Here is an 18,854-nt window from a genome sequence, read left to right on the forward strand (position 1 = left end):
GCGTTGATGGTTCACGTAAAGAGTGCAGGCAGACCGGCGGACGAGGGTCGCTTCGGGTAAACTTCGCCGGTTTTCGCGCAGCCCGTCCCTGCCTGCGATCCACCCGAGGGCCTCTCGTGTTGCAAACCGACGTACTGATCATCGGCGCAGGCGCCGCCGGCCTCATGTGTGCTGCCACGGCCGCCGCCCGTGGCCGCCGGGTGCTGGTGCTCGACCACGCCAACAAGGCCGGCAAGAAAATCCTCATGTCCGGTGGCGGTCGCTGCAATTTCACCAATATGTACTGCGAGCCGGGCAACTTCCTCTCCGGCAACCCGCACTTCTGCAAGTCCGCCCTGGCGCGCTTCACCCAATGGGACTTTATCGGGTTGGTGGCCAAGCATGGCGTGCCCTACCACGAGAAGAAGCTCGGCCAACTGTTCTGCGATAACAAGTCCAGCGACATCCTCGAGTTGCTGCTGGCCGAATGCGCCGAGGCTGGCGCGCAGATACGCCTGGACACGGCGGTACAGCGCATCGAGAAGCGCGACGGCGGTTTTCTGCTGCACAGCGACCTTGGCCAGATAACCTGCCAGTCTCTGGTCATCGCCACCGGCGGGCTGTCGATTCCCACACTCGGCGCTACCGGCTTCGGTTATCAGGTGGCCAGCCAGTTCGGTCACGAACTGCTGCCGACCCGTGCAGGCCTGGTGCCCTTCACCATCACCGACCCACAGCTGAAGGCGCTGTGCACGGAGCTGTCCGGCACCTCGGTGGAAGACTGCCGGGTGAGCTGCAACGGCCAGAGCTTCGTCGAGAACATACTGTTCACCCACCGTGGCCTGTCCGGACCGGCGATCCTGCAGATTTCATCCTACTGGCAGCCGGGCGACACCGTGCATATCGACCTGCTGCCGCATATCGACCTGCCCGAGTGGCTGGCCACCCAGCAGCGTGAGCGCGGCAACAGCGAGCTGAAAACCCTGCTGGCCGAGCTGTTCACCAAGAAGATGGCGACGCTGCTGGTGGACAGCTGGTTCACCAACAAACCACTGAAGCAGTACACGCCGAGCGAACTCAAGGCGATTGCCGAGCGCCTGTCCGATTGGCAGCTGGTGCCGGCCGGCACCGAGGGCTATCGCACCGCCGAGGTGACCCTGGGCGGGGTGAACACCGACGAGGTGTCGTCGAAAACCCTGGAGTCGCTCAAGGTGCCGGGGCTGTATTTCATTGGCGAAGTGCTGGACGTCACCGGCCACCTCGGCGGCTTCAATTTCCAGTGGGCCTGGGCTTCGGGGTACGCCGCCGCGCAATACGTCTGAGGCGCGAAATATTGCGCTCCATCCGCTGGCGCGACGGGAACTGCCAGCGCGGCGCAGACTCTGCTATGAACAGCAGACGCGAAGTTGGGTACCACAGGGACAGTCCCACGCATGAACCTCGAACAAGGTCAGATTTTCATCATCCTCCTGGCCAGCATGGGCCTGTTCATCTGGGGCCGCTGGCGCCATGACGTGGTGGCGCTCGGCGCCCTGCTGGCCTGCGTGATCGTCGGTCTGGTGCCCGAACGCGAAGCCTTCACCGGCTTCGGCCACCCGGCGGTGATCACCGTGGCCTGCGTGCTGGTGCTCAGCCACGGCCTGCAACGCACCGGCGCGGTCAGCCGGCTGGCGCAACGCTTGCTGCCCAGCGGCGCCGGCGTGCTGCTGTCCATCGCCGCGCTGACCGGCCTTGGCGCGCTGCTCTCGGCATTCATGAACAACGTCGGCGCCCTCGCCCTGCTGATGCCCATCGCCTTGCAGATTGCCGCCCGCCTGGAGTTGCCACCGGGGCGCGTACTGATGCCGCTGGCCTTCGGCACCATTCTCGGCGGCATGACCACCCTGATTGGCACACCGCCGAACCTGATCGTTTCCAGCTTCCGCGCCCAGCATGGCGGTGGCCCCTTCGCCATGTTCGACTTCAGCCCGGTCGGCGTGGCCGTGGCCCTGGCCGGCGTACTGTTCATCGCCCTGCTCGGCTGGCGACTGGTGCCGAAACGCGAGGTGGGCAACGCCGCCAGCTTCGACACCGGCCACTACCTGACCGAGGCGCGGGTCAAGGAAGGCGGCAAGGCGCAGGGCAAGACCCTGCGCGAGATCGAGCAACTGCTCGACGAAGCCGACGCCCAGGTGGTGGCCATGGTGCGCAACAAGCTGCGCCTGACCGCGCCAAACCCGCGGCGCGTGCTGCAGGCCGACGACGTGCTGGTGATCGAGGCCGACCCAAAGGAGCTGGGCGAGGTGCTCGGCCAGCTCGACCTGCTGCTGGAGGCCGAGCGCGAGGCCGAGGAAGCCGAACAGAAGGAAGACAAGGATGGCGAAACGGAGAAGAAGGTCAGCAACAGCGAGGAGCGCGCCATGCTCGAGCTGCTGGTCAAACCCGACTCCTCGCTGATCGGCCGCTCCGCCAGCAGCACGCGCCTGCGCAGCCGCTACTCGATCAACCTGCTGGCCATCTCCCGGCAGAGCCATCGCTCCATCAAGCGCCTGCGTTCGACCCAGTTCCAGGGCGGCGACGTGTTGCTGATGCAGGGCAGCGCCGAGGATATCGGCGAGTTCGCCAACGATTATGACTGCGTGCCGCTGGCCGCGCGGGCGATCAACATTCCCGACCCTAGCCAGGCCAATCTCGCGCTCGGCATCATGCTGCTGGCCATCGCTGCGGCCGCCTTCGGCCTGCTCTCGGCAGCGATCGCCTTCGCCAGCGGCGTGCTGGCTTACATGCTGCTGCGTCTGGTGCCGCTGCGCGCCGTCTACGAGTCCATCGACTGGCCGGTGATCGTACTGCTCGGCGCCCTGATCCCGGTGGCCGGAGCGATGTCATCGACCGGTGCTGCTGACCTGCTGGCAAGGGTGCTGATGGAACACCTGGCGCAGGGCAACGCCATCATCACCCTGACCCTGCTGCTGATCGTCACAATGACCCTGTCGGACTTCATGAACAACGCGGCGACCGCCGCGGTGATGTGCCCCATCGCCCTGAGCGCCGCCAGCCAGCTGGGCGTCAGCCCGGACGCGTTGCTGATGGCAGTGGCCATCGGCGCCTCCTGCTCGTTCCTCACACCCATCGGCCACCAGAACAACACGCTGATCCTCAGCCCCGGCGGCTTTCGCTTCGGCGACTACTGGCGCCTGGGCCTGCCGCTGGAAATACTCGTGGTACTGATCAGCGTGCCCCTGCTGCTTTGGGTGTGGCCGCTGTAAAGGTGGGGAAAAGAGGCCACAACCATTCACTGCCTAGAGTTGCTCGAGCAAGCCGTCCGGCGCCTGGAAACGCAGCCCGTGGGCCTCGGCAACGCTGGCACAGGTGATGACGCCACGCGCGACGTTGAGGCCGGCCAGCAGATGCGGATCCTCTTCCAGCGCTCGGCGCGTGCCCTTCTGCGCCAGCGCGACGACGAATGGCAGCGTGGCGTTGTTCAGCGCCAGGGTCGAGGTACGGGCCACCGCACCGGGCATGTTGGCCACGCAGTAATGCACCACGTCGTCGACCACGTAGGTAGGTTCGGCATGAGTGGTAGCACGCGAGGTTTCGGCGCAGCCGCCCTGGTCGATGGCGACATCCACCAGCACCGCGCCGGTCTTCATCTGCCGCACCATGTCGGCAGTGATGAGCTTGGGCGCAGCCGCCCCGGGAATCAGCACACCGCCGACGACCAGATCGGCCGCCAGCACCTGCTCGCGTACCGCCGCACGCGTGGAGTACAGCGTGGTGATGCGGTTTCCGTACTGCGCATCGAGCCGGCGCAAGGCATCGACGCTCTTGTCCAGCACGGTGACATCGGCGCCCAGGCCAACGGCCATGGCCAGGGCATGGCTGCCGACCACCCCGCCGCCGAGAATCACCACCTTGCCCGGCGCCACCCCAGGCACGCCGCCGAGCAGCACGCCGCGGCCGCCGCGGGCCTTTTCCAGGCAGCCGGCACCGGCCTGAATCGACATACGCCCGGCCACCTCCGACATCGGCGCCAGCAACGGCAGGCGGCCCTGCGCATCGGTCACCGTCTCGTAGGCGATGCAGGTGGCACCGCCAGCTATCAGCTCCTCGGTCTGCGACCGGTCCGGCGCCAGGTGCAGGTAGGTGAACAGCGTGTGCTGCTCGCGCAGCTTGGCCCGCTCCACCGCCAGCGGCTCCTTGACCTTGACTATCAGCTGCGCCTGCTGGAACACCTCGCCAGCACTCTGGGCGATCTGCGCCCCGGCCTCGCGATAGTCCTCGTCGGCAAAACCGATGGCGGCGCCGGCCTGGGTCTCGATCCATACCTCGTGCCCCAGCGCGGTCAGTTCGGCCACGGACTGCGGCGTGAGGCCGACACGGTACTCGTGATTCTTGATTTCCTTGGGTACGCCGATTCGCATGACTCTCTCCCAGCGTTCAGGATCAACACCCTGAAGTCTAGGAAAGGGCCACGCGCCTTACCGGGAAATCCGTGAGAAAAGCTGTCCGTCCGTCACTGCCCGAACAATAGCCGCCGCGCTTCGGCGCTGAGCAGCGCCTGCGGGTCGGCATTGACCTTCTCCACCAGCGCGTAGGCGCGCTGCACGGCCGGCCGCGCCTCGATGCGTTCGAGCCAGGCGGCCATGTTGGGAAAATCCTCCAGCTTCTGCTGCTGCATCTGCCAGCCCCGGGCCCAGGGATAGATGGCCATGTCGGCGATGGAATAGTCGCCCGCCACGTACTCGCGCCCGGCCAACTGGCGATCCAGCACGCCGTAGAGACGCGCGGTTTCCTTCACGTAGCGGTCGATGGCATAGGGGATTGGCTCCGGCGCGTAGCGCAGGAAGTGATGGTTCTGCCCGGCCATCGGGCCGAGGCCGCCCATCTGCCAATACAGCCACTGCAGCACGCTGAAGCGTGCTCGCGTCTCTCGCGGCAGAAACTGCCCGCTCTTGTCGGCCAGATACTCGAGTATCGCCCCGGATTCGAACAGGGCGATGGCCTCGCCGCCATCGGCCGGCGCATGATCGACGATAGCGGGAATCCGGTTGTTCGGTGCGATCTTGAGAAACGCAGGGGAGAACTGCTCGCCCTTGCCGATATGCACCGGGACGATGCGGTACTCCAGCCCGGCCTCTTCGAGGAAGATGCTGACCTTGTGGCCGTTCGGCGTGGTCCAGTAATAGAGGTCGATCATCTGCCCGCCTCCATCCGAATCTCGGCCCGTTTGACCGGGCCGTGGGTGGATTCGTAAGCCTGCACGATACGCGCGAACCAGGCGCCCAAGGCCGAATCGTCGGCCCAGGGCTGCGCACCCAGACACCAGGCCCAGAGCAGCATGCCGGCCAGCAGGTAGTCGCAGCCGCCAGGTGCCTGGCCTTCGAGGAAGGGTTGTTCGCGCAGCCACATCTCCAGCGGCGCCACGCCCTCGCGGAACAGGCGCTCGCCACCTTCCGGATCGGCGAAGGCTTCCAGGCTCATACCCAGCACCTTCTCACGGCTGCTGCGGAAGTACTCGCGGTCGGCCGGGTCGATCACCTGCAAGACGCGCGGGATCAGTATTTTCAACAGCGGCACACGCACCATGTGAAAGCTCAGGCGCTCGACCAGGCGGGCGCGCTCGGCCGCCAGCCCGTCACCGAGCAGCGGGCATTGCGGGTAGCGCTGGTCCAGGTAGGCGAAGATCGCCAGGCTGTCGTGCAGCGTTTCGCCGTCGTCGGTGAGCACCGGCACCAGCTTCTGCCCGGAAAAGGCGATCAGTTCCTTGTCGGTGAAACGTATCGGCCGGCTCTGCCAGTCCAACCCCTTGTGCGCCAGTGCCAGACGCACGCGCCAGCAGTAGGGCGAGAACAGCAGCTCGCGATCAGCGCCGCACAGTTCGAACAACTCCCGCATATCACCTCCTTTAAAGACCATTCGGTCCAAAATAAAGCGAAGAAAAACCAACGCAGGATTGCTCACTGGCAATCCAGGCTGGCCATCACCACGGCCACGGTGGCGCGAATCGAGTCCGCCGGCACCGCGGATTTCACTTGAGTGCGCAGCCCGCTCATCACGCACTGCAGGTAGCCGGCTCGGGCGACGAGGTCCTGACCGTTGCGCAGTTCTCCGCAGGCCACGGCGCGCGACAGCGCCTCTTCGAACACCCGGCAGACACCCGCCGTGGCCTGCTGCAGCACCGGTACCAGCGCCGGTTCCGAAAGAGAAAACTCGTTGGCCACATTGACCAGCATGCAGCCCCGCGGCACGCCGTCTGGACCGTCATCTTCGAGCACGCTGAGCAGGCGCTCGCGGATGAAGGCAAGCGGCGAGGCGCTGGCCTGTAACTGCTCCAGCAGCAAAGCGCGGCGCTGCGCTACGTAGCGGCTGAACGCAGCGACGAACCAGGCCTGCTTGCTCGGGTAGGTCTGATACAGGCTGCTCTTGGACAGCCCGGTGGCCGCCTGCAGGTCCTGCAGCGATGCGGCCTCATAGCCACGCTGCCAGAACAGCTGCATGGCGTTCTCCAGGGCCCGGTCCGGGCAGAAGCTCTTGGGGCGTCCACGTGTCGTCGTCATGCGCGCAATTTAGAACCGAACGGTTCAAAACTCAAGCTTTGGGCTCCTTCAAGTCGACAATACCGCGCAGCAGCTCCACCGGCAGCGGGAAGACGATGGTCGAGTTCTTGTCGCTGGCGATGTTGCTCAGCGTCTGCATGTAGCGCAGTTGCATGGCGCCACTCTGCCGGCCGAGTATCTCGGCGGCCTGCATCAGTTTCTCCGAGGCCTGCAGCTCGCCTTCGGCGTGAATCACCTTGGCTCGCCGCTCGCGTTCGGCTTCGGCCTGGCGGGCGATGGCGCGCACCATCGATTCGTTGATGTCGACGTGCTTGATCTCGACATTGGCGACCTTGATGCCCCAGGCGTCGGTCTGCGCATCCAGCACCTGCTGGATATCGGAGTTGAGCTGTTCGCGCTCGGCGAGCATCTGGTCCAGGTCGTGCTTGCCGAGCACCGCGCGCAGCGTGGTCTGCGCCAGCTGGCTGGTGGCGACCATGTAATCCTCGACCTGGATGATCGCGTTCTGGGGGTCGAGCACGCGGAAGTAGATCACCGCGTTGACCTTGACCGAGACGTTGTCGCGGGAGATCACATCCTGCGGCGGTACGTCGAGAACGATGGTGCGCAGGTCGACCCGCACCATCTGTTGCAGGCCGGGGATGATCAGGATCAGCCCCGGGCCCTTGACCCGCCAGAAACGGCCGAGCTGGAACACCACGCCGCGCTCGTATTCGCGCAGGATGCGAAAGGAAGAGACGAGCAACCCCAGAACGATGATCGCCAGTGCAATGAAGCTCAATTCGAAACCCATCAGTGACCTCCTTGAGGCGGTGGCTCATCCACCGCGCTGACCTGCAGATGCACGCCGTCGCGCGCAGTGACTCGTACCCGTTGCCCGGGGCGCAACGGCGCGGTGCCTTGCACCTGCCAGCGTTCGCCCTGCAGCGCTACCCAACCGGCGTGCGGATCGTCGTCGCGCACCGCAGCGACCGCCACCAGGCTGCCCACCACACCGCTGGCACCGGCCACCTGCTGACGGCGTCTAGCCCTGAGCGCCATGCCGACGATGGCCAGGACCAGCGCAGCGCTGATCAGCGCCAGGGTGACGATCAGCGCCAGCGGAATACCGAAGCCCGGCACATCGGTATCGATCAGGATCAGCCCGCCGAATACGAACGCCACCACCCCGCCGATGCCGAGCACGCCGAAGCTGGGCAGGAAGGCCTCGGCGGTGATGAAGGCAATGCCGAGCAGAATCAGCGCCACGCCGGCGTAGTTCACCGGCAGCAATTGCAGGGCGTAGAGCGCGAGCACCAGACTGATGCCGCCGAGCACGCCGCCAACGCCACTGCCGGGGTTGGCGAATTCGAAGAACAGCCCGTAGATGCCGATCATCATCAGGATCAGCGCCACGCTGGGGTTGGTGATCACCGCCAGCAGGCGAGTGCGCCAGTCCGGTGCGTGGCTGATCAGCGGCGCGCCGGCCGTGGCCAGGGTCTGCTCGACGCCTGCCGCCTGCAGGGTCTTGCCATCTAGCTGGCGCAGCAGATCGCTGGTATCGCCGGACAGATAGTCGATCACCTTGCGTTCCAGCGCCTCCTCGGCAGACAGGCTGACGGCTTCGCGCACCGCCTGCTCGGCCCATTCGGCGTTGCGTCCGCGCATATTGGCCAGCCCGCGAATGTAGGCCGCGGCGTCGTTGACCTGCTTGGCGGTCATGGCGTCGTCCGAGCCTCTTTGGTCTTGTGTCGGTTTGTTCGACTCGCTCTTGCCGTCTCCCTCGGGCGAGCCCGGCATGCCGATGGCCACTGGCGTGGCGGCGCCGAGATTGGTCCCCGGCGCCATGGCGGCCACATGGCTGGCGTAGAGGATGTAGGTACCGGCGCTGGCCGCCCGCGCGCCACCGGGTGCGACATGCGTTGCGACCGGAACGGGGCTGGCGAGAATCGCCTTGATGATGGCGCGCATGGAGCTGTCCAGGCCGCCGGGGGTGTCGATTTCGATCACCACCAACTGCGCGCCTTCGTCCACCGCCCTGGCCAAGCCGCGCACCAGATAATCGGCACTGGCCGGGCCGATCACGCCATCCACCTGCAAGCGCACCACTGCGCCCGGCGCCGCACTCACCCCCGCCGATCCGCAGAGGATCAGAGCGCACAGACACAGACGCAACCAGCCAGGTGACACGTTCGACTCCCAGGCCCGCGGTGGTACCGAAGATGTGGCAGCGGGACCTGACTGAGCATAGTCCAGGCCCTTCTGCGACTCCCTCGACCGGGCGAGCGGATGTGCTACAGGGCATGTACGAGCGGGTGAAGCGAGGCGCCAGGCATGGCTATTGGGTGCAGACGGATACCCAGCGGTCATGCAGTTCCGGTAGGCTGCTCGCGTCTACTTCCACCAGGTCACCTATGCCCCGCTCTCGCCTTCGCCACTCGCTGCGCCGTCTCTGGGCGCTGGACAAGTTCAGTGCCAGCCTGCGGGTATTCATCGCCCTGGCCGGCGCCCTCGCGTTGTGCTGGTGGCAGGGCTGGACGCACGGGCTGATCCCGCTCTTTCTCGGCATTATCGCCAGTGCGCTGACCGAGACCGACGACAGCTGGCAGGGCCGCCTCGGCGCGGTGCTGGTCACGTTGGGCTGCTTCAGTGCAGCGGCCTACGCTGTGGAGTTTCTCTTTCCCTACCCCTGGTTGTTCGTCATCGCCCTGGCACTGTCGGCGTTCTGCCTGACGCTGCTTGGCGCCCTGGGCGAGCGTTTCGCCACGCTCGGCTCCGGCACGCTGATCCTCGCCGTGTACAGCATGATCGGCGTCGAGCAACGCGGCGGTGTCGCCGGTCTATGGCTGGAGCCGTTGCTGCTGGTCGCTGGCGCGGCCTGGTACGGCCTGCTGTCGGTGATCTGGCATGGCCTGTTCGCCCATCAGCCGGTGCAGCAGAGCCTGGCCAGGCTGTTTCGCGAGCTGGGCAAGTACCTCAAGCTCAAGGCGGCATTGTTCGAACCGGTGCGCCAGCTGGACGTCGAGCAGCGCCGCCTGGAACTGGCGCAGCAGAACGGGCGCGTGGTATCGGCGCTCAACGCGGCCAAGGAGATCATCCTGCACCGGGTCGGCAATGGCCGTCCCGGGCCCAAGGTCAATCGCTACCTGAAGCTGTACTTTCTCGCCCAGGACATTCACGAACGCGCCAGCTCCTCGCACTACCCTTACAACGAGCTGGCCGAGGCCTTCTTCCACAGCGACGTGCTGTTTCGCTGCCAGCGCCTGCTGCGCCTACACGGCGAAGCCTGCGAACGCCTGGGCAGCGCCATCGAACTGCGCCAGCCCTTCGAATACCGCGAGCTGTGCAGCCAGGCGCTGGAAGATCTGCATGCCTCGCTCGACCATCTGCATCTGCAGAGCAACCCGGCCTGGCGCCGCCTGCTACGCTCGCTCGGCGCACTGGCCGGCAACCTCGCCAGCCTCGACCTGCTGCTGGGCAATGCCAGCAACCCCGATGCCCTGGCCGACGAACAGGACAGCAGCCTGCTCGATCGCGAACCGCATTCACTGCGTGAAGTGGCCGAGCGCATCGGCCAGCAGCTGACACCCACCTCGCTGCTGTTTCGCCACGCGCTGCGCCTGTCCATCGCCCTGGCCGCCGGTTACGGCCTGCTGCACCTGATTCATCCGACCCAGGGCTACTGGATTCTGCTGACCACCCTGTTCGTCTGCCAGCCGAACTACGGCGCCACGCGCCTGAAGCTGGTGCAGCGCATCGTCGGCACCCTGCTCGGCCTGGGGATAGGCTGGGCGCTGTTCGACCTGTTCCCCGATCCGCGTATCCAGGCGCTGTTCGCCGTGGTCGCCGGGGTCGCCTTCTTCGCCACACGCGCCACCCGCTACACCCTGGCCACGACGGCGATCACCCTGCTGGTGCTGTTCTGCTTCAACCAGGTCGGCGATGGCTATGGCCTGTTCCTGCCGCGCCTGGTCGACACCCTGCTCGGCGGCATGATCGCCGGGCTGGCAGTGTTCCTGATCCTGCCGGACTGGCAAGGCCGGCGCCTGGGCCGCATGCTCGCCGGCACGCTGAGCTGCAACAGTGCCTACCTGAGGCAGATCATCGCCCAGTACGCACGCGGCAAGCGTGACGACCTCGGCTACCGCCTGGCCCGACGCAACGCGCACAACGCCGACGCGGCGCTGTCCACCACCCTCGGCAACATGCTGATGGAGCCGGGCCACTTCCGTAAGGACGCCGACCTCGGCTTTCGCTTCCTGGTGCTGTCGCACACCCTGCTCAGCTACCTCTCCGCACTCGGCGCACATCGCGGCGAGCAGTTGCCGCAGGCGGCCCAGGCACAGCTGCTGGAACAGGCCGAAGCGCTGGCGAGCAGTCTCGATGAAATCGCCACTGGCCTGCGCGGGGAGCAACCGCTGGCCATTCACAGCGACGAGGAACAGGCCCTGGCGCAAAGCCTGGAGCAGATCGCCGATGACGTCGACGAACGCCAGCGTCTGGTGCAAACGCAGTTGGCGCTGATCTGCCGCCAGCTCGCGCCGCTGCGCACCCTGGCGGCGCACCTGCAGAAGGATCGCCACTAGCAGGCTCATGGGGCTTTCTGCCACTATCTGACGACGCCTATTTCCCAGGCCTTGCCCATGCCAGCCAACCGACACACCGCCCCTGCCTTTCCGGTCTCGTTGCCGGGTCTGCTGCTGGTGTGCTGCCTGCTGCTGGCCAGCCAGCTCTCCTTCGCTGCCACGCGTCTGGGCGACGCCAGCGCGGCGCAGGATCTTCATGGCCTGGTGGATTTTCTCGCCGATCCTCAGGGCACCCTGAGCCTGGACGACGTTCGCGCCGCCGACGCGCCATTTGAGTCCTCACTGAAGCGCCGCGATCTGAGCTTCGGTTATGTGCCGGGGGTGATCTGGCTGCGCCTGGCACTGCAATCGGACGCCCAGCAGACACGCGCCTGGCGCCTGGAGTTGAACTACGCCTCGCTGGATGAAGTGCGCCTGTACGACGTTGGCGCCGATGGCGTGCGCGAGTCACGCAGCGGCGATACCGTGCCCTACGCCGAGCGCGCCGTCGGTCATCGCTATCCGGTATTCGAGGTCACCCTGCAACCTGGCGAGCTGCGCACGCTGTACCTGCGCGTCGATTCGCGCGGCAGCATGACCCTCAGCGGCGCGCTGATGCCCGCGCGCGATTTCGAGCAGCACAGCCAGAACGGTTACCTGGTGCATGCCATCTACTTCGGCGTCCTGATCGCGCTGGGCCTGTACAACCTGCTGCTGTTTCTCGCCCTGCGCGAACGACCCTTCCTCAACTACGTGCTGTTCATGTGCGCCTTCGCCCTCAGCGTGCTCTCGCTCAACGGCCTTGGCGCGCAGTATCTGTGGTCCGAGGCTGCGCCCTGGAGCAACCGCATGCTGCCGGTCAGCCTGACGTCGGCGGCCCTGCTGTCGGTGATCTTCGCCCGCAGCTTCCTCGATACCCGTCAGTGGCTGCCGCGCTGGGACAGAGGCCTGCTGATACTGTGCATCGCTATCGGCGCCGCCGTGGTGGCGACAGTGCTACTGCCGGTACAGCGCGCGTTGCAGCTGATGTCGCTGACCGGGCTGGTCGCCACCCTGACGTTGCTGGTCACCAGCTTCGTCTGCGTCGGCTACCGGGTGCCCGGTGCGCGCCTGTTCGCCCTGGCCTGGCTGATGCTACTGACCGGCGCTGTGCTGCTGGCGCTGCGCAACTTCGCCTTGATCCCGTCGAACTTTCTAACCCTGTACGCCATGCAGATCGGTTCGGGGCTGGAGATGATCCTGCTGTCCTTCGCCCTGGCCGCGCGCTTCAACGAACTCAAGCGCCAGCGCGAGGCGGCGTTGCAACTCAATGAGCAGGTCCTGGCCAAGCGCGTCACCGAACGCACCCTGGCGCTGCAGCAGGCCAACCAGCGCCTCAGCGAACTGGCGCTGCAGGACCCGCTGACCGGCCTGGCCAATCGCACCGCGCTGCAGCAGCACCTGGAACAGGCCCTGGCACGCAGCCTGCGCCGTGACGAACTGCTCGCCGTGATGCTGATCGACCTCGATGGCTTCAAGCCGATCAACGATCAGCACGGCCACGGCTTTGGCGACCAGGTGCTGGCCGAGATCGCCAGACGCCTGCGCCAGTACATCCGCGACGCCGACCTGCCGGCGCGCCTGGGCGGCGACGAGTTCGTGGTGATCTGCGAGAACGTGCAGTCGGCCGAGGATGCCCAGGACCTGGCCAAGCGCTTGCTGGAAGGGCTGGACACGCCGATGTATCTAGAAGATCGTGCCGTACGCGTCGGTGCCAGCATCGGCATCGCCCTGACCCGCGGCGGCGACGATGCCACCACGCTGATTCGCCTGGCCGACGCGGCCATGTACCGGGCCAAGGCCGAAGGGCGCAACCGTGTACAACTGGCTACCCAAAATCCTTGAAGATGGGCATGGCCCATCGCCTCACCCGAACCGATAACGCTCCATGGACAAGAATCTGCTGCTGCAAGACGTGCTCACCCATCTGCAGGCCGACCTCGAGCAGGCCAGCCTCGCTGCCCTCACCGCCCATGAAGCGGCCACCCATGAAGAGAACGTCGCCGAGAACAAGTACGACACCCTGGGCCTGGAGGCCGCTTATTTGGCCAGCGGCCAGGCACGCCGAGTCGAAGAACTGCGCCAGACCCTGATCACCTGGCGCCAGTTGCGCCCGCGGCCATTCGACGAGGCGCAAGGCATCGAACTGGGTGCGCTGATTCTGCTTGCCAGCGAAGACGATCACCAGCAGTGGCTGTTTCTCGGCCCGCAGGGCGCTAGCATGAAGCTGCAGCATGCCGGGCAGAGCATCCAGGTACTGGGCAATGCTGCGCCGCTGGGGCGCCTGCTACTCGGCAAGCACCCCGGCGACGAAATCACCCTGCCGATGGGCCAGCGGCTGCAGACCTTCGAGGTCGTGATGGTCGAGTGAGCGGAACTATCCGGGCCAAAGCAGGGTAATTATCGATGACCCTTACGTTTGGAGAGTTCGTCATGGAAAACCCCGTGCACAGCCTGCCCGCGCTGTTCAAGCAGCTCGGCCTGCCCGACGATGCCGCCAGTATCAACGCCTTCATCAGCACCCATTCGCCGCTACCGGACGCCTGCAAGCTGTCCGAAGCCCCGTTCTGGACGCCTGCGCAGGCCGCGCTGCTGCGCGACGAGATTCTCGAGGACGCCGACTGGGCGCCAGTGGTCGACCAGCTCAACGTGCGCCTGCACAGCTGAGCTCGCGGGGCAGCGCACCGGCGGCTCAGTTAGCCGCCGTCATCTCGCGCCAGGTCAGGAACATGCGCAGGTCGAATTCGATCTGCGCGTAGCCCGGCAGCATATGGTCGCAAAGCTTGTAGAAGGCCTTGTTGTGCTCGGCCTCCTTCAGGTGCGCCAGCTCGTGCACCACGATCATTTGCAGAAAGGCCGGCGCGGCGTCGCGAAACAGCGAGGCGACGCGAATCTCCTTCTTGGCCTTGAGCTTGCCGCCCTGCACGCGCGAGATCGCCGTGTGCAGCCCCAAGGCGCGATGGGTGAGGTCGAGGCGATTGTCGTAGAGCACCTTGTCGATAGCCGGTGCGTTCTTCAGGTGTTCCTGCTTGAGCGCCATCACATAGCCGTACAGCGCCTTGTCGCTCTGCACTTCGTGTCGCCCCGGATAACGCTGCGCCAGGTAACCGCCCAACCGATCATCGGCGATCAGCTGGCGAACCTGCTGCTGCACGGCAACCGGATAACCCTGTAGATACTTCAACGATACGATCCCGCTTTCATCTGGACCGTCAGTGTACCGGATGGCGCATCACTCGCTGGGAACCACACGCAACAGACGCCCCTGCGGGTTATCGGTGAGCAGGTAGAGGGCGCCGTCCGGCCCACTGCGCACGTCACGAATACGCTCGTCCAGCTCTTCGAACAGCACCTCCTCACCGGCCAGCATGCCGTCGCGCACACGAATGCGGCGCACGCTGCGCTCGGCCAGGGTGGCGGCGAACAGATCGCCCTGCCACTCGGGGAACAGCTCGCCGCGATACAGCGTCAGGCTCGACGGCGCGACCGACGGCGTCCAGTGCAGCAGGGGGGCGGTCAGCCCCGGCAACTCGGTGTAGGGGCTGATCCGCGCGCCGGTGTAATCGATGCCGAAGGTCGCCAGCGGCCAACCGTAGTTGCTGCCAGCCTCGATCAGGTTGAGCTCGTCTCCCCCGCGCGGGCCGTGCTCGTGGCTGTACAGGCGGCCACTCTCGGCGTCGAAGAAGATACCCTGGACGTTGCGGTGGCCGAGGCTGTAGATCTCCGGCGCGGCCCCTTCTTGCTCCACAAGTGGATTGTCCTGCGGCACGCTGCCGTCGCGGTTCAGGCGCACGACTTTGCCCAGGTGATTGGCCGGGTTCTGCGCCTCCTCACGCCAGTCGAAGCCGTCGCCCAGGGTCAGCACCAGGGTCTTGTCAGCGAGAAAGGCGATACGCCCGCCATAGTGCGAAGCTCCGGCCTTGAGCGGCTGGGCGGTGAACAGCACCTCGAAGTCATGCAGCTCGTCGTCCACCAGGCGGGCACGGGCCAGGCGCGTGTTGTTAGCCTCCAGCGAGCCGTGCGCGTAGGTCAGGTACAGCCAGCGGTTTTCGCCGTAGTCCGGGTCCAGCGCCACCTCCATCAGCCCGGCCTGGGCCGCGATGAACGCCTCGGGCAGGCCCGCGACAGGTTCCGAGTCGACACTGCCGTCGGCCTCGATGATGCGCAGGCGCCCGACGCGCTCGGTGACCAGCATGCGCCCATCCGGCAGGAAGGCCATCGCCCATGGATTCTCCAGGCCTTCGCTGAAGGTCTCGATGCGGTAATCCAGCGCCAGCACGGGCGCACTGACGAACAGGGCGCCGAGCAATAGCGCGCGGGTACTTCTCAACATAGGCAACGCCTTGTCACAGGGAGTCGGAAGGGGTCGGGCGCGTCCGGTAGCGCACACGCCGGCCCAGCAGGCCGAACAGCAATGCGCCGACGCTGCCGCAGGCCATTAGCCCGAGCGTGCCGTACGGGCTGCGATCAGCGGCGATCAGCGTTGGCATCGGCGCAACGGCGTTGGCCAGCGCCAGTGCCGACCAGATGGCCAGCGCGCCCGCCAGAACGAAGATCAGCCAGCGCAGCATCGGCATACGTCGCGCACACCACATGGCCAACGGTAGGGCGACGAGAAAGCCCAGCGCACTGAGCAGGATAAAGGTGGGGGCGAAACCAAGCAGGTCGAGGCAGGTGGTGCCAACGCGCACATCCATTGGCACCGGCGCCCCCAGAGCCTGCAGGGCGGCAAGGTTGGTCTGGGTCTGGAAGATCGAGGCAAGCAGCGAAGCCAGCAACACGGCGAGGAGAAAGGCGAACAACAGGCGCGGCTTGCTGGACATGGATGACGGTTCCCGGAACGACAGTGCGCGAATTATGGCGCACCCCACCGACCGTTATTCCCTGGGTGTTTTACAGGGTTTTACCTGTGCCGGGTGTCGCCTCCACCCTCGCTTTTGAGCGGCGGCACGACGGATCGAAGTGCCAATGATAATGACTTTATATTGGCGCCAATAAGACGATGGACGGCTATCACGCTTTTGCCCCGGTTTCCGTTATAAAGCGCGCCACGAGCGCACTCGCCGCCCGTGAAGGCAGCCCTGCCACCCTTCTAGCTCGCGCGTCACCGGCTGGAACGCCAAGTAAGCCGTTACTGACTCCTGGATGAGATGTGCCCCCGACTGAAGTTTCCTTTTTCAGGAGCTTTTGAACATGATCGAACTCGCCATGTGGAATCTCAGCGTTCCAGTCGGCGTCCCCGCGACCACCATCGAGACCCGCGTTTTGACTGGTGGTTACCAGGATCACTATTTCCAGTCCAAGGAAGGCGCCATCTTTTTCTGGGCGCCGGTCAATGGCACCACGACCGAGAGCGCGAAATACCCCCGCACCGAACTGCGCGAAACCTTCGCCGACGGCCGTCTGCGCAACTGGACCTACCCGGAGGCGGACAATTTCCTGCGTGCGTCACTGAGCGTCAGCCAGGTGCCGTCCACCGGCAAGATCGTCATCGGCCAGATCCACGCGCTGAAAAGTTCCGAGCCGCTACTCAAGCTGGAGTACCAGTACAAGACCAAAACCGCCGACGGCAATATCGTCGCCAAGGTCCGTGTAACGCCAACGTCGGAGATTCAGGTGGTGAACATCGCCAGCGGCATCCGTCTGAACCAGCCGTTTCGCTACGTTATCAACCTGAAACCCGACGGCACCCTGGCCATCAGCCTCAACAGCATCAACTGGAACACCCGAGTGGAGCCGACCTGGGCGATCAAACCGCTTTACTTCAAGGCCGGGGTCTACACCCAGGACAACACCGGGTATGAAACCGAAGCCGGCGCCGCGCGCTTCGATCTGCTCAAGATCGAACACCGCTCGCTGGTGGGTGCCGCGAACTGACGCGACCTGAACGCACGCCATAAAAAAACGCCGCGGCTCCGTGAGGAACCGCGGCGTTTGCATGCAACGCGCCGGGCTTAGTTGACCTTGGCGTTCAGCTCGCCGCTGGCGTAGCGCTGGAACATGCCTTCCAGGGAGATCGGCTTGATCTTGGAGGCATTGCCAGCGGTGCCGAAGGCTTCGTAGCGGGCGATGCAGATGTCACGCATGGCGACGATGGTCTTGGCGAAGAACTTGCGCGGGTCGAACTCGCTCGGGTGCTCGGCCATCATGCGGCGGATGGCGCCGGTGGAAGCCAGACGCAGGTCGGTGTCGATGTTGACCTTACGCACGCCGTGCTTGATGCCTTCGACGATTTCCTCGACCGGCACACCGTAGGTTTCCTTGATGTCGCCGCCGAATTCGTTGATCACCTTCAGCCATTCCTGCGGAACGGAGGAGGAGCCGTGCATCACCAGGTGGGTATTGGGGATGCGCTTGTGAATTTCCTTGATGCGCTCGATGGAGAGCACGTCGCCGGTTGGCGGCTTGGTGAACTTGTAGGCGCCGTGGCTGGTGCCGATGGCGATGGCCAGGGCATCGACCTGAGTCTTCTTGACGAAGTCGGCGGCTTCTTCCGGGTCGGTCAGTAGTTGGCTGTGATCCAGCACGCCTTCGGCGCCGACGCCGTCTTCCTCACCGGCCATGCCGGTTTCCAGGCTACCCAGGCAGCCCAGCTCGCCTTCCACCGAAACGCCACAGGCGTGGGCGAACGCCACGGTCTGCTGGGTCACGCGGACGTTGTAGTCGTAGTCGGCCGGGGTCTTGCCGTCTTCCTTCAGCGAGCCGTCCATCATGACCGAGGAAAAGCCCAGCTGGATGGAGCGCTGGCACACGTCAGGGCTGGTGCCGTGGTCCTGGTGCATGCACACCGGAATGTGCGGGAATTCTTCGATGGCAGCCAGGATCAGGTGGCGCAGGAACGGCGCACCGGCGTACTTGCGGGCACCAGCGGAGGCCTGGACGATGACCGGCGAATCGGTCTTGTCGGCGGCTTCCATGATGGCGCGCATCTGCTCGAGGTTGTTGACGTTGAAGGCCGGCACGCCGTAGCCGAATTCGGCGGCGTGGTCGAGCATCTGGCGCATGCTGATAAGTGCCATGGTGTTTCTGTCTCCCGGTTTGGAGGTCGTTAATCGTGCAAGCCTGCCGCAGGGGCAGGCGTTGTTCAAGTTTCGTGAAGCTGGGACACGCCCGCCGCTCTCGCCTCGGCATCACCGAGGATGTTACGGAGCCTTGCAGCCGCGGCCTATCAGGTCATCGGTGGCCGTCCAGTAGACCAGACCTTCCTCACCCTTGGTGTGGAAGGATAGACGCCCATCGCTGTACAGCGCGCCGGAGGCGGCCGGCTCCTGAGTCAGGCGATAGACGATGTCGTCACCGCCCAGGCGCACGTCCACCTGATCGAAGCTGCCATTGGCGAAGCGCCACTGGACTTCGGCCTGGCTGTCGCACACCCAGCGATTCCACTGATCCGGCGCGGCCGGCTGGTTGCTGCAGGCTGCCAGCAGCAGGGCGATGGCAGCGAGCCCCGCCAGTTTGATCCCGCTCAATTACCTCTCCTCGTCAGCAACGCTGTTCCGGCGCCGGGCCAGTAGGCTGGCCAGTGCTTTGCTCGACACGCTGATCATCCTGAGTGGTCGGGGTTTCGATCTGCGCAGGGCTGAAGACCTCGCAGGCCGCCTCCCGACCACCGCCGGCACAACCGGCCAGCAACATACCAATCACGCTCAATGCGGCTAACTTGTCCATGACACGACTCCTTGTACGATGATCCGGTTTTCTACAGACCACCCGTTCGCGTCAGGGTTTAATCAGCCGGGGCGCTGGGTGACACCCA

Annotated in this window: 19 protein-coding genes; 7 read left to right on the forward strand and 12 right to left on the reverse strand. The window is 65.3% G+C overall.

Going from position 1 to position 18,854, the window contains the following annotated elements:
• Positions 1-116 precede the first annotated feature (116 nt).
• Positions 117-1,301 (forward strand): NAD(P)/FAD-dependent oxidoreductase, encoded by a 1,185-nt coding sequence (locus tag P3C50_RS07670; RefSeq protein ID WP_275545543.1) that lies wholly within the window; start codon positions 117-119, stop codon positions 1,299-1,301.
• A 111-nt stretch (positions 1,302-1,412) separates the two neighbouring features.
• On the forward strand, positions 1,413-3,224 hold the full coding sequence (locus P3C50_RS07675; RefSeq protein WP_275545544.1) for an SLC13 family permease: 1,812 nt from the start codon (positions 1,413-1,415) through the stop codon (positions 3,222-3,224).
• Positions 3,225-3,257: 33 nt separating this feature from the next.
• Here P3C50_RS07675 and ald read toward each other — a convergent pair whose 3' ends face one another.
• The 6 genes from ald to P3C50_RS07705 form a co-directional block, all read right to left on the reverse strand.
• Positions 3,258-4,379 (reverse strand): alanine dehydrogenase, encoded by a 1,122-nt coding sequence (gene ald, locus P3C50_RS07680; protein ID WP_275545545.1) that lies wholly within the window; start codon positions 4,377-4,379, stop codon positions 3,258-3,260.
• A gap of 92 nt (positions 4,380-4,471) precedes the next feature.
• On the reverse strand, positions 4,472-5,155 hold the full coding sequence (locus P3C50_RS07685; RefSeq protein WP_275545546.1) for a glutathione S-transferase N-terminal domain-containing protein: 684 nt from the start codon (positions 5,153-5,155) through the stop codon (positions 4,472-4,474).
• Positions 5,152-5,853, reverse strand: coding sequence for a glutathione S-transferase family protein (locus tag P3C50_RS07690; protein ID WP_275545547.1), 702 nt, complete (start codon positions 5,851-5,853; stop codon positions 5,152-5,154). The genes P3C50_RS07685 and P3C50_RS07690 overlap by 4 nt, the downstream gene beginning before the upstream one ends.
• 62 nt (positions 5,854-5,915) lie before the next feature.
• On the reverse strand, positions 5,916-6,455 hold the full coding sequence (locus P3C50_RS07695) for a TetR/AcrR family transcriptional regulator (RefSeq protein WP_275545548.1): 540 nt from the start codon (positions 6,453-6,455) through the stop codon (positions 5,916-5,918).
• A 91-nt stretch (positions 6,456-6,546) separates the two neighbouring features.
• Positions 6,547-7,308, reverse strand: coding sequence for a slipin family protein (locus P3C50_RS07700; RefSeq protein ID WP_197858025.1), 762 nt, complete (start codon positions 7,306-7,308; stop codon positions 6,547-6,549).
• Positions 7,308-8,624, reverse strand: coding sequence for an NfeD family protein (locus P3C50_RS07705; protein ID WP_275545716.1), 1,317 nt, complete (start codon positions 8,622-8,624; stop codon positions 7,308-7,310). The genes P3C50_RS07700 and P3C50_RS07705 overlap by 1 nt, the downstream gene beginning before the upstream one ends.
• 284 nt (positions 8,625-8,908) lie before the next feature.
• Here P3C50_RS07705 and yccS point away from each other — a divergent pair, with 284 nt between their 5' ends.
• From yccS to P3C50_RS07725, 4 genes are all read left to right on the forward strand, one after another.
• A complete protein-coding gene (gene yccS, locus P3C50_RS07710) occupies positions 8,909-11,080 on the forward strand; it encodes a YccS family putative transporter (protein WP_275545549.1) in 2,172 nt (723 codons plus the stop codon).
• 57 nt (positions 11,081-11,137) lie between these two features.
• Positions 11,138-12,943, forward strand: coding sequence for a diguanylate cyclase (locus tag P3C50_RS07715; RefSeq protein WP_275545550.1), 1,806 nt, complete (start codon positions 11,138-11,140; stop codon positions 12,941-12,943).
• A gap of 43 nt (positions 12,944-12,986) precedes the next feature.
• On the forward strand, positions 12,987-13,469 hold the full coding sequence (locus P3C50_RS07720) for a transcription elongation factor GreAB (protein ID WP_275545551.1): 483 nt from the start codon (positions 12,987-12,989) through the stop codon (positions 13,467-13,469).
• A gap of 62 nt (positions 13,470-13,531) precedes the next feature.
• Entirely contained in the window at positions 13,532-13,765 is a 234-nt protein-coding gene (locus P3C50_RS07725) for a DUF2789 domain-containing protein (protein ID WP_275545717.1), read from the forward strand.
• Between the two features lie 25 nt (positions 13,766-13,790).
• Here the strand turns inward: P3C50_RS07725 and P3C50_RS07730 are convergent, their stop codons facing one another.
• The 3 genes from P3C50_RS07730 to P3C50_RS07740 are packed head-to-tail and all read right to left on the reverse strand — an operon-like array spanning position 13,791 to position 15,921.
• Complete coding sequence (locus P3C50_RS07730; protein ID WP_197858119.1) at positions 13,791-14,291, reverse strand: YgjP-like metallopeptidase domain-containing protein; 501 nt, start codon at positions 14,289-14,291, stop codon at positions 13,791-13,793.
• A gap of 39 nt (positions 14,292-14,330) precedes the next feature.
• Positions 14,331-15,431: a PQQ-dependent sugar dehydrogenase gene (locus tag P3C50_RS07735; RefSeq protein WP_275545552.1), complete on the reverse strand. Its 1,101-nt coding sequence runs from the start codon at positions 15,429-15,431 to the stop codon at positions 14,331-14,333.
• 13 nt (positions 15,432-15,444) lie between these two features.
• Positions 15,445-15,921 carry a hypothetical protein gene (locus P3C50_RS07740; protein WP_275545553.1) on the reverse strand — a complete coding sequence of 159 codons (477 nt, stop codon included), beginning with the start codon at positions 15,919-15,921 and terminating at the stop codon, positions 15,445-15,447.
• 370 nt (positions 15,922-16,291) lie between these two features.
• Here P3C50_RS07740 and P3C50_RS07745 point away from each other — a divergent pair, with 370 nt between their 5' ends.
• Positions 16,292-16,975, forward strand: coding sequence for a polysaccharide lyase family 7 protein (locus P3C50_RS07745; RefSeq protein ID WP_275545554.1), 684 nt, complete (start codon positions 16,292-16,294; stop codon positions 16,973-16,975).
• A gap of 77 nt (positions 16,976-17,052) precedes the next feature.
• Here P3C50_RS07745 and fba read toward each other — a convergent pair whose 3' ends face one another.
• From fba to P3C50_RS07760, 3 genes are all read right to left on the reverse strand, one after another.
• The gene (fba, locus tag P3C50_RS07750) at positions 17,053-18,117 is read right to left on the reverse strand and encodes a class II fructose-bisphosphate aldolase (RefSeq protein ID WP_275545555.1); all 1,065 of its coding nucleotides are present in this window, start codon (positions 18,115-18,117) and stop codon (positions 17,053-17,055) included.
• Between the two features lie 123 nt (positions 18,118-18,240).
• Positions 18,241-18,552, reverse strand: a complete 312-nt coding sequence (locus P3C50_RS07755) for an MliC family protein (RefSeq protein WP_178101821.1) — start codon at positions 18,550-18,552, stop codon at positions 18,241-18,243.
• 28 nt (positions 18,553-18,580) lie between these two features.
• On the reverse strand, positions 18,581-18,766 hold the full coding sequence (locus tag P3C50_RS07760; protein WP_275545556.1) for a hypothetical protein: 186 nt from the start codon (positions 18,764-18,766) through the stop codon (positions 18,581-18,583).
• Positions 18,767-18,854: the final 88 nt, after the last annotated feature.

It is taken from the genome of Pseudomonas sp. Marseille-Q0931 (assembly GCF_940789645.1).
Taxonomy (GTDB): Bacteria; Pseudomonadota; Gammaproteobacteria; order Pseudomonadales; family Pseudomonadaceae; genus Aquipseudomonas.

Coding starts and splice junctions, on each gene's coding strand:
- P3C50_RS07745 (WP_275545554.1), top strand. CDS start 16,292: ATGATCGAACTCGCCATGTGGAATCTCAGCGTTCCAGTCGGCGTCCCC.
- P3C50_RS07700 (WP_197858025.1), bottom strand. CDS start 7,308: ATGGGTTTCGAATTGAGCTTCATTGCACTGGCGATCATCGTTCTGGGG.
- P3C50_RS07725 (WP_275545717.1), top strand. CDS start 13,532: ATGGAAAACCCCGTGCACAGCCTGCCCGCGCTGTTCAAGCAGCTCGGC.
- yccS (WP_275545549.1), top strand. CDS start 8,909: ATGCCCCGCTCTCGCCTTCGCCACTCGCTGCGCCGTCTCTGGGCGCTG.
- ald (WP_275545545.1), bottom strand. CDS start 4,379: ATGCGAATCGGCGTACCCAAGGAAATCAAGAATCACGAGTACCGTGTC.
- P3C50_RS07735 (WP_275545552.1), bottom strand. CDS start 15,431: ATGTTGAGAAGTACCCGCGCGCTATTGCTCGGCGCCCTGTTCGTCAGT.
- P3C50_RS07715 (WP_275545550.1), top strand. CDS start 11,138: ATGCCAGCCAACCGACACACCGCCCCTGCCTTTCCGGTCTCGTTGCCG.
- fba (WP_275545555.1), bottom strand. CDS start 18,117: ATGGCACTTATCAGCATGCGCCAGATGCTCGACCACGCCGCCGAATTC.
- P3C50_RS07740 (WP_275545553.1), bottom strand. CDS start 15,921: ATGTCCAGCAAGCCGCGCCTGTTGTTCGCCTTTCTCCTCGCCGTGTTG.
- P3C50_RS07695 (WP_275545548.1), bottom strand. CDS start 6,455: ATGCAGCTGTTCTGGCAGCGTGGCTATGAGGCCGCATCGCTGCAGGAC.
- P3C50_RS07720 (WP_275545551.1), top strand. CDS start 12,987: ATGGACAAGAATCTGCTGCTGCAAGACGTGCTCACCCATCTGCAGGCC.
- P3C50_RS07690 (WP_275545547.1), bottom strand. CDS start 5,853: ATGCGGGAGTTGTTCGAACTGTGCGGCGCTGATCGCGAGCTGCTGTTC.
- P3C50_RS07675 (WP_275545544.1), top strand. CDS start 1,413: ATGAACCTCGAACAAGGTCAGATTTTCATCATCCTCCTGGCCAGCATG.
- P3C50_RS07685 (WP_275545546.1), bottom strand. CDS start 5,155: ATGATCGACCTCTATTACTGGACCACGCCGAACGGCCACAAGGTCAGC.
- P3C50_RS07760 (WP_275545556.1), bottom strand. CDS start 18,766: ATGGACAAGTTAGCCGCATTGAGCGTGATTGGTATGTTGCTGGCCGGT.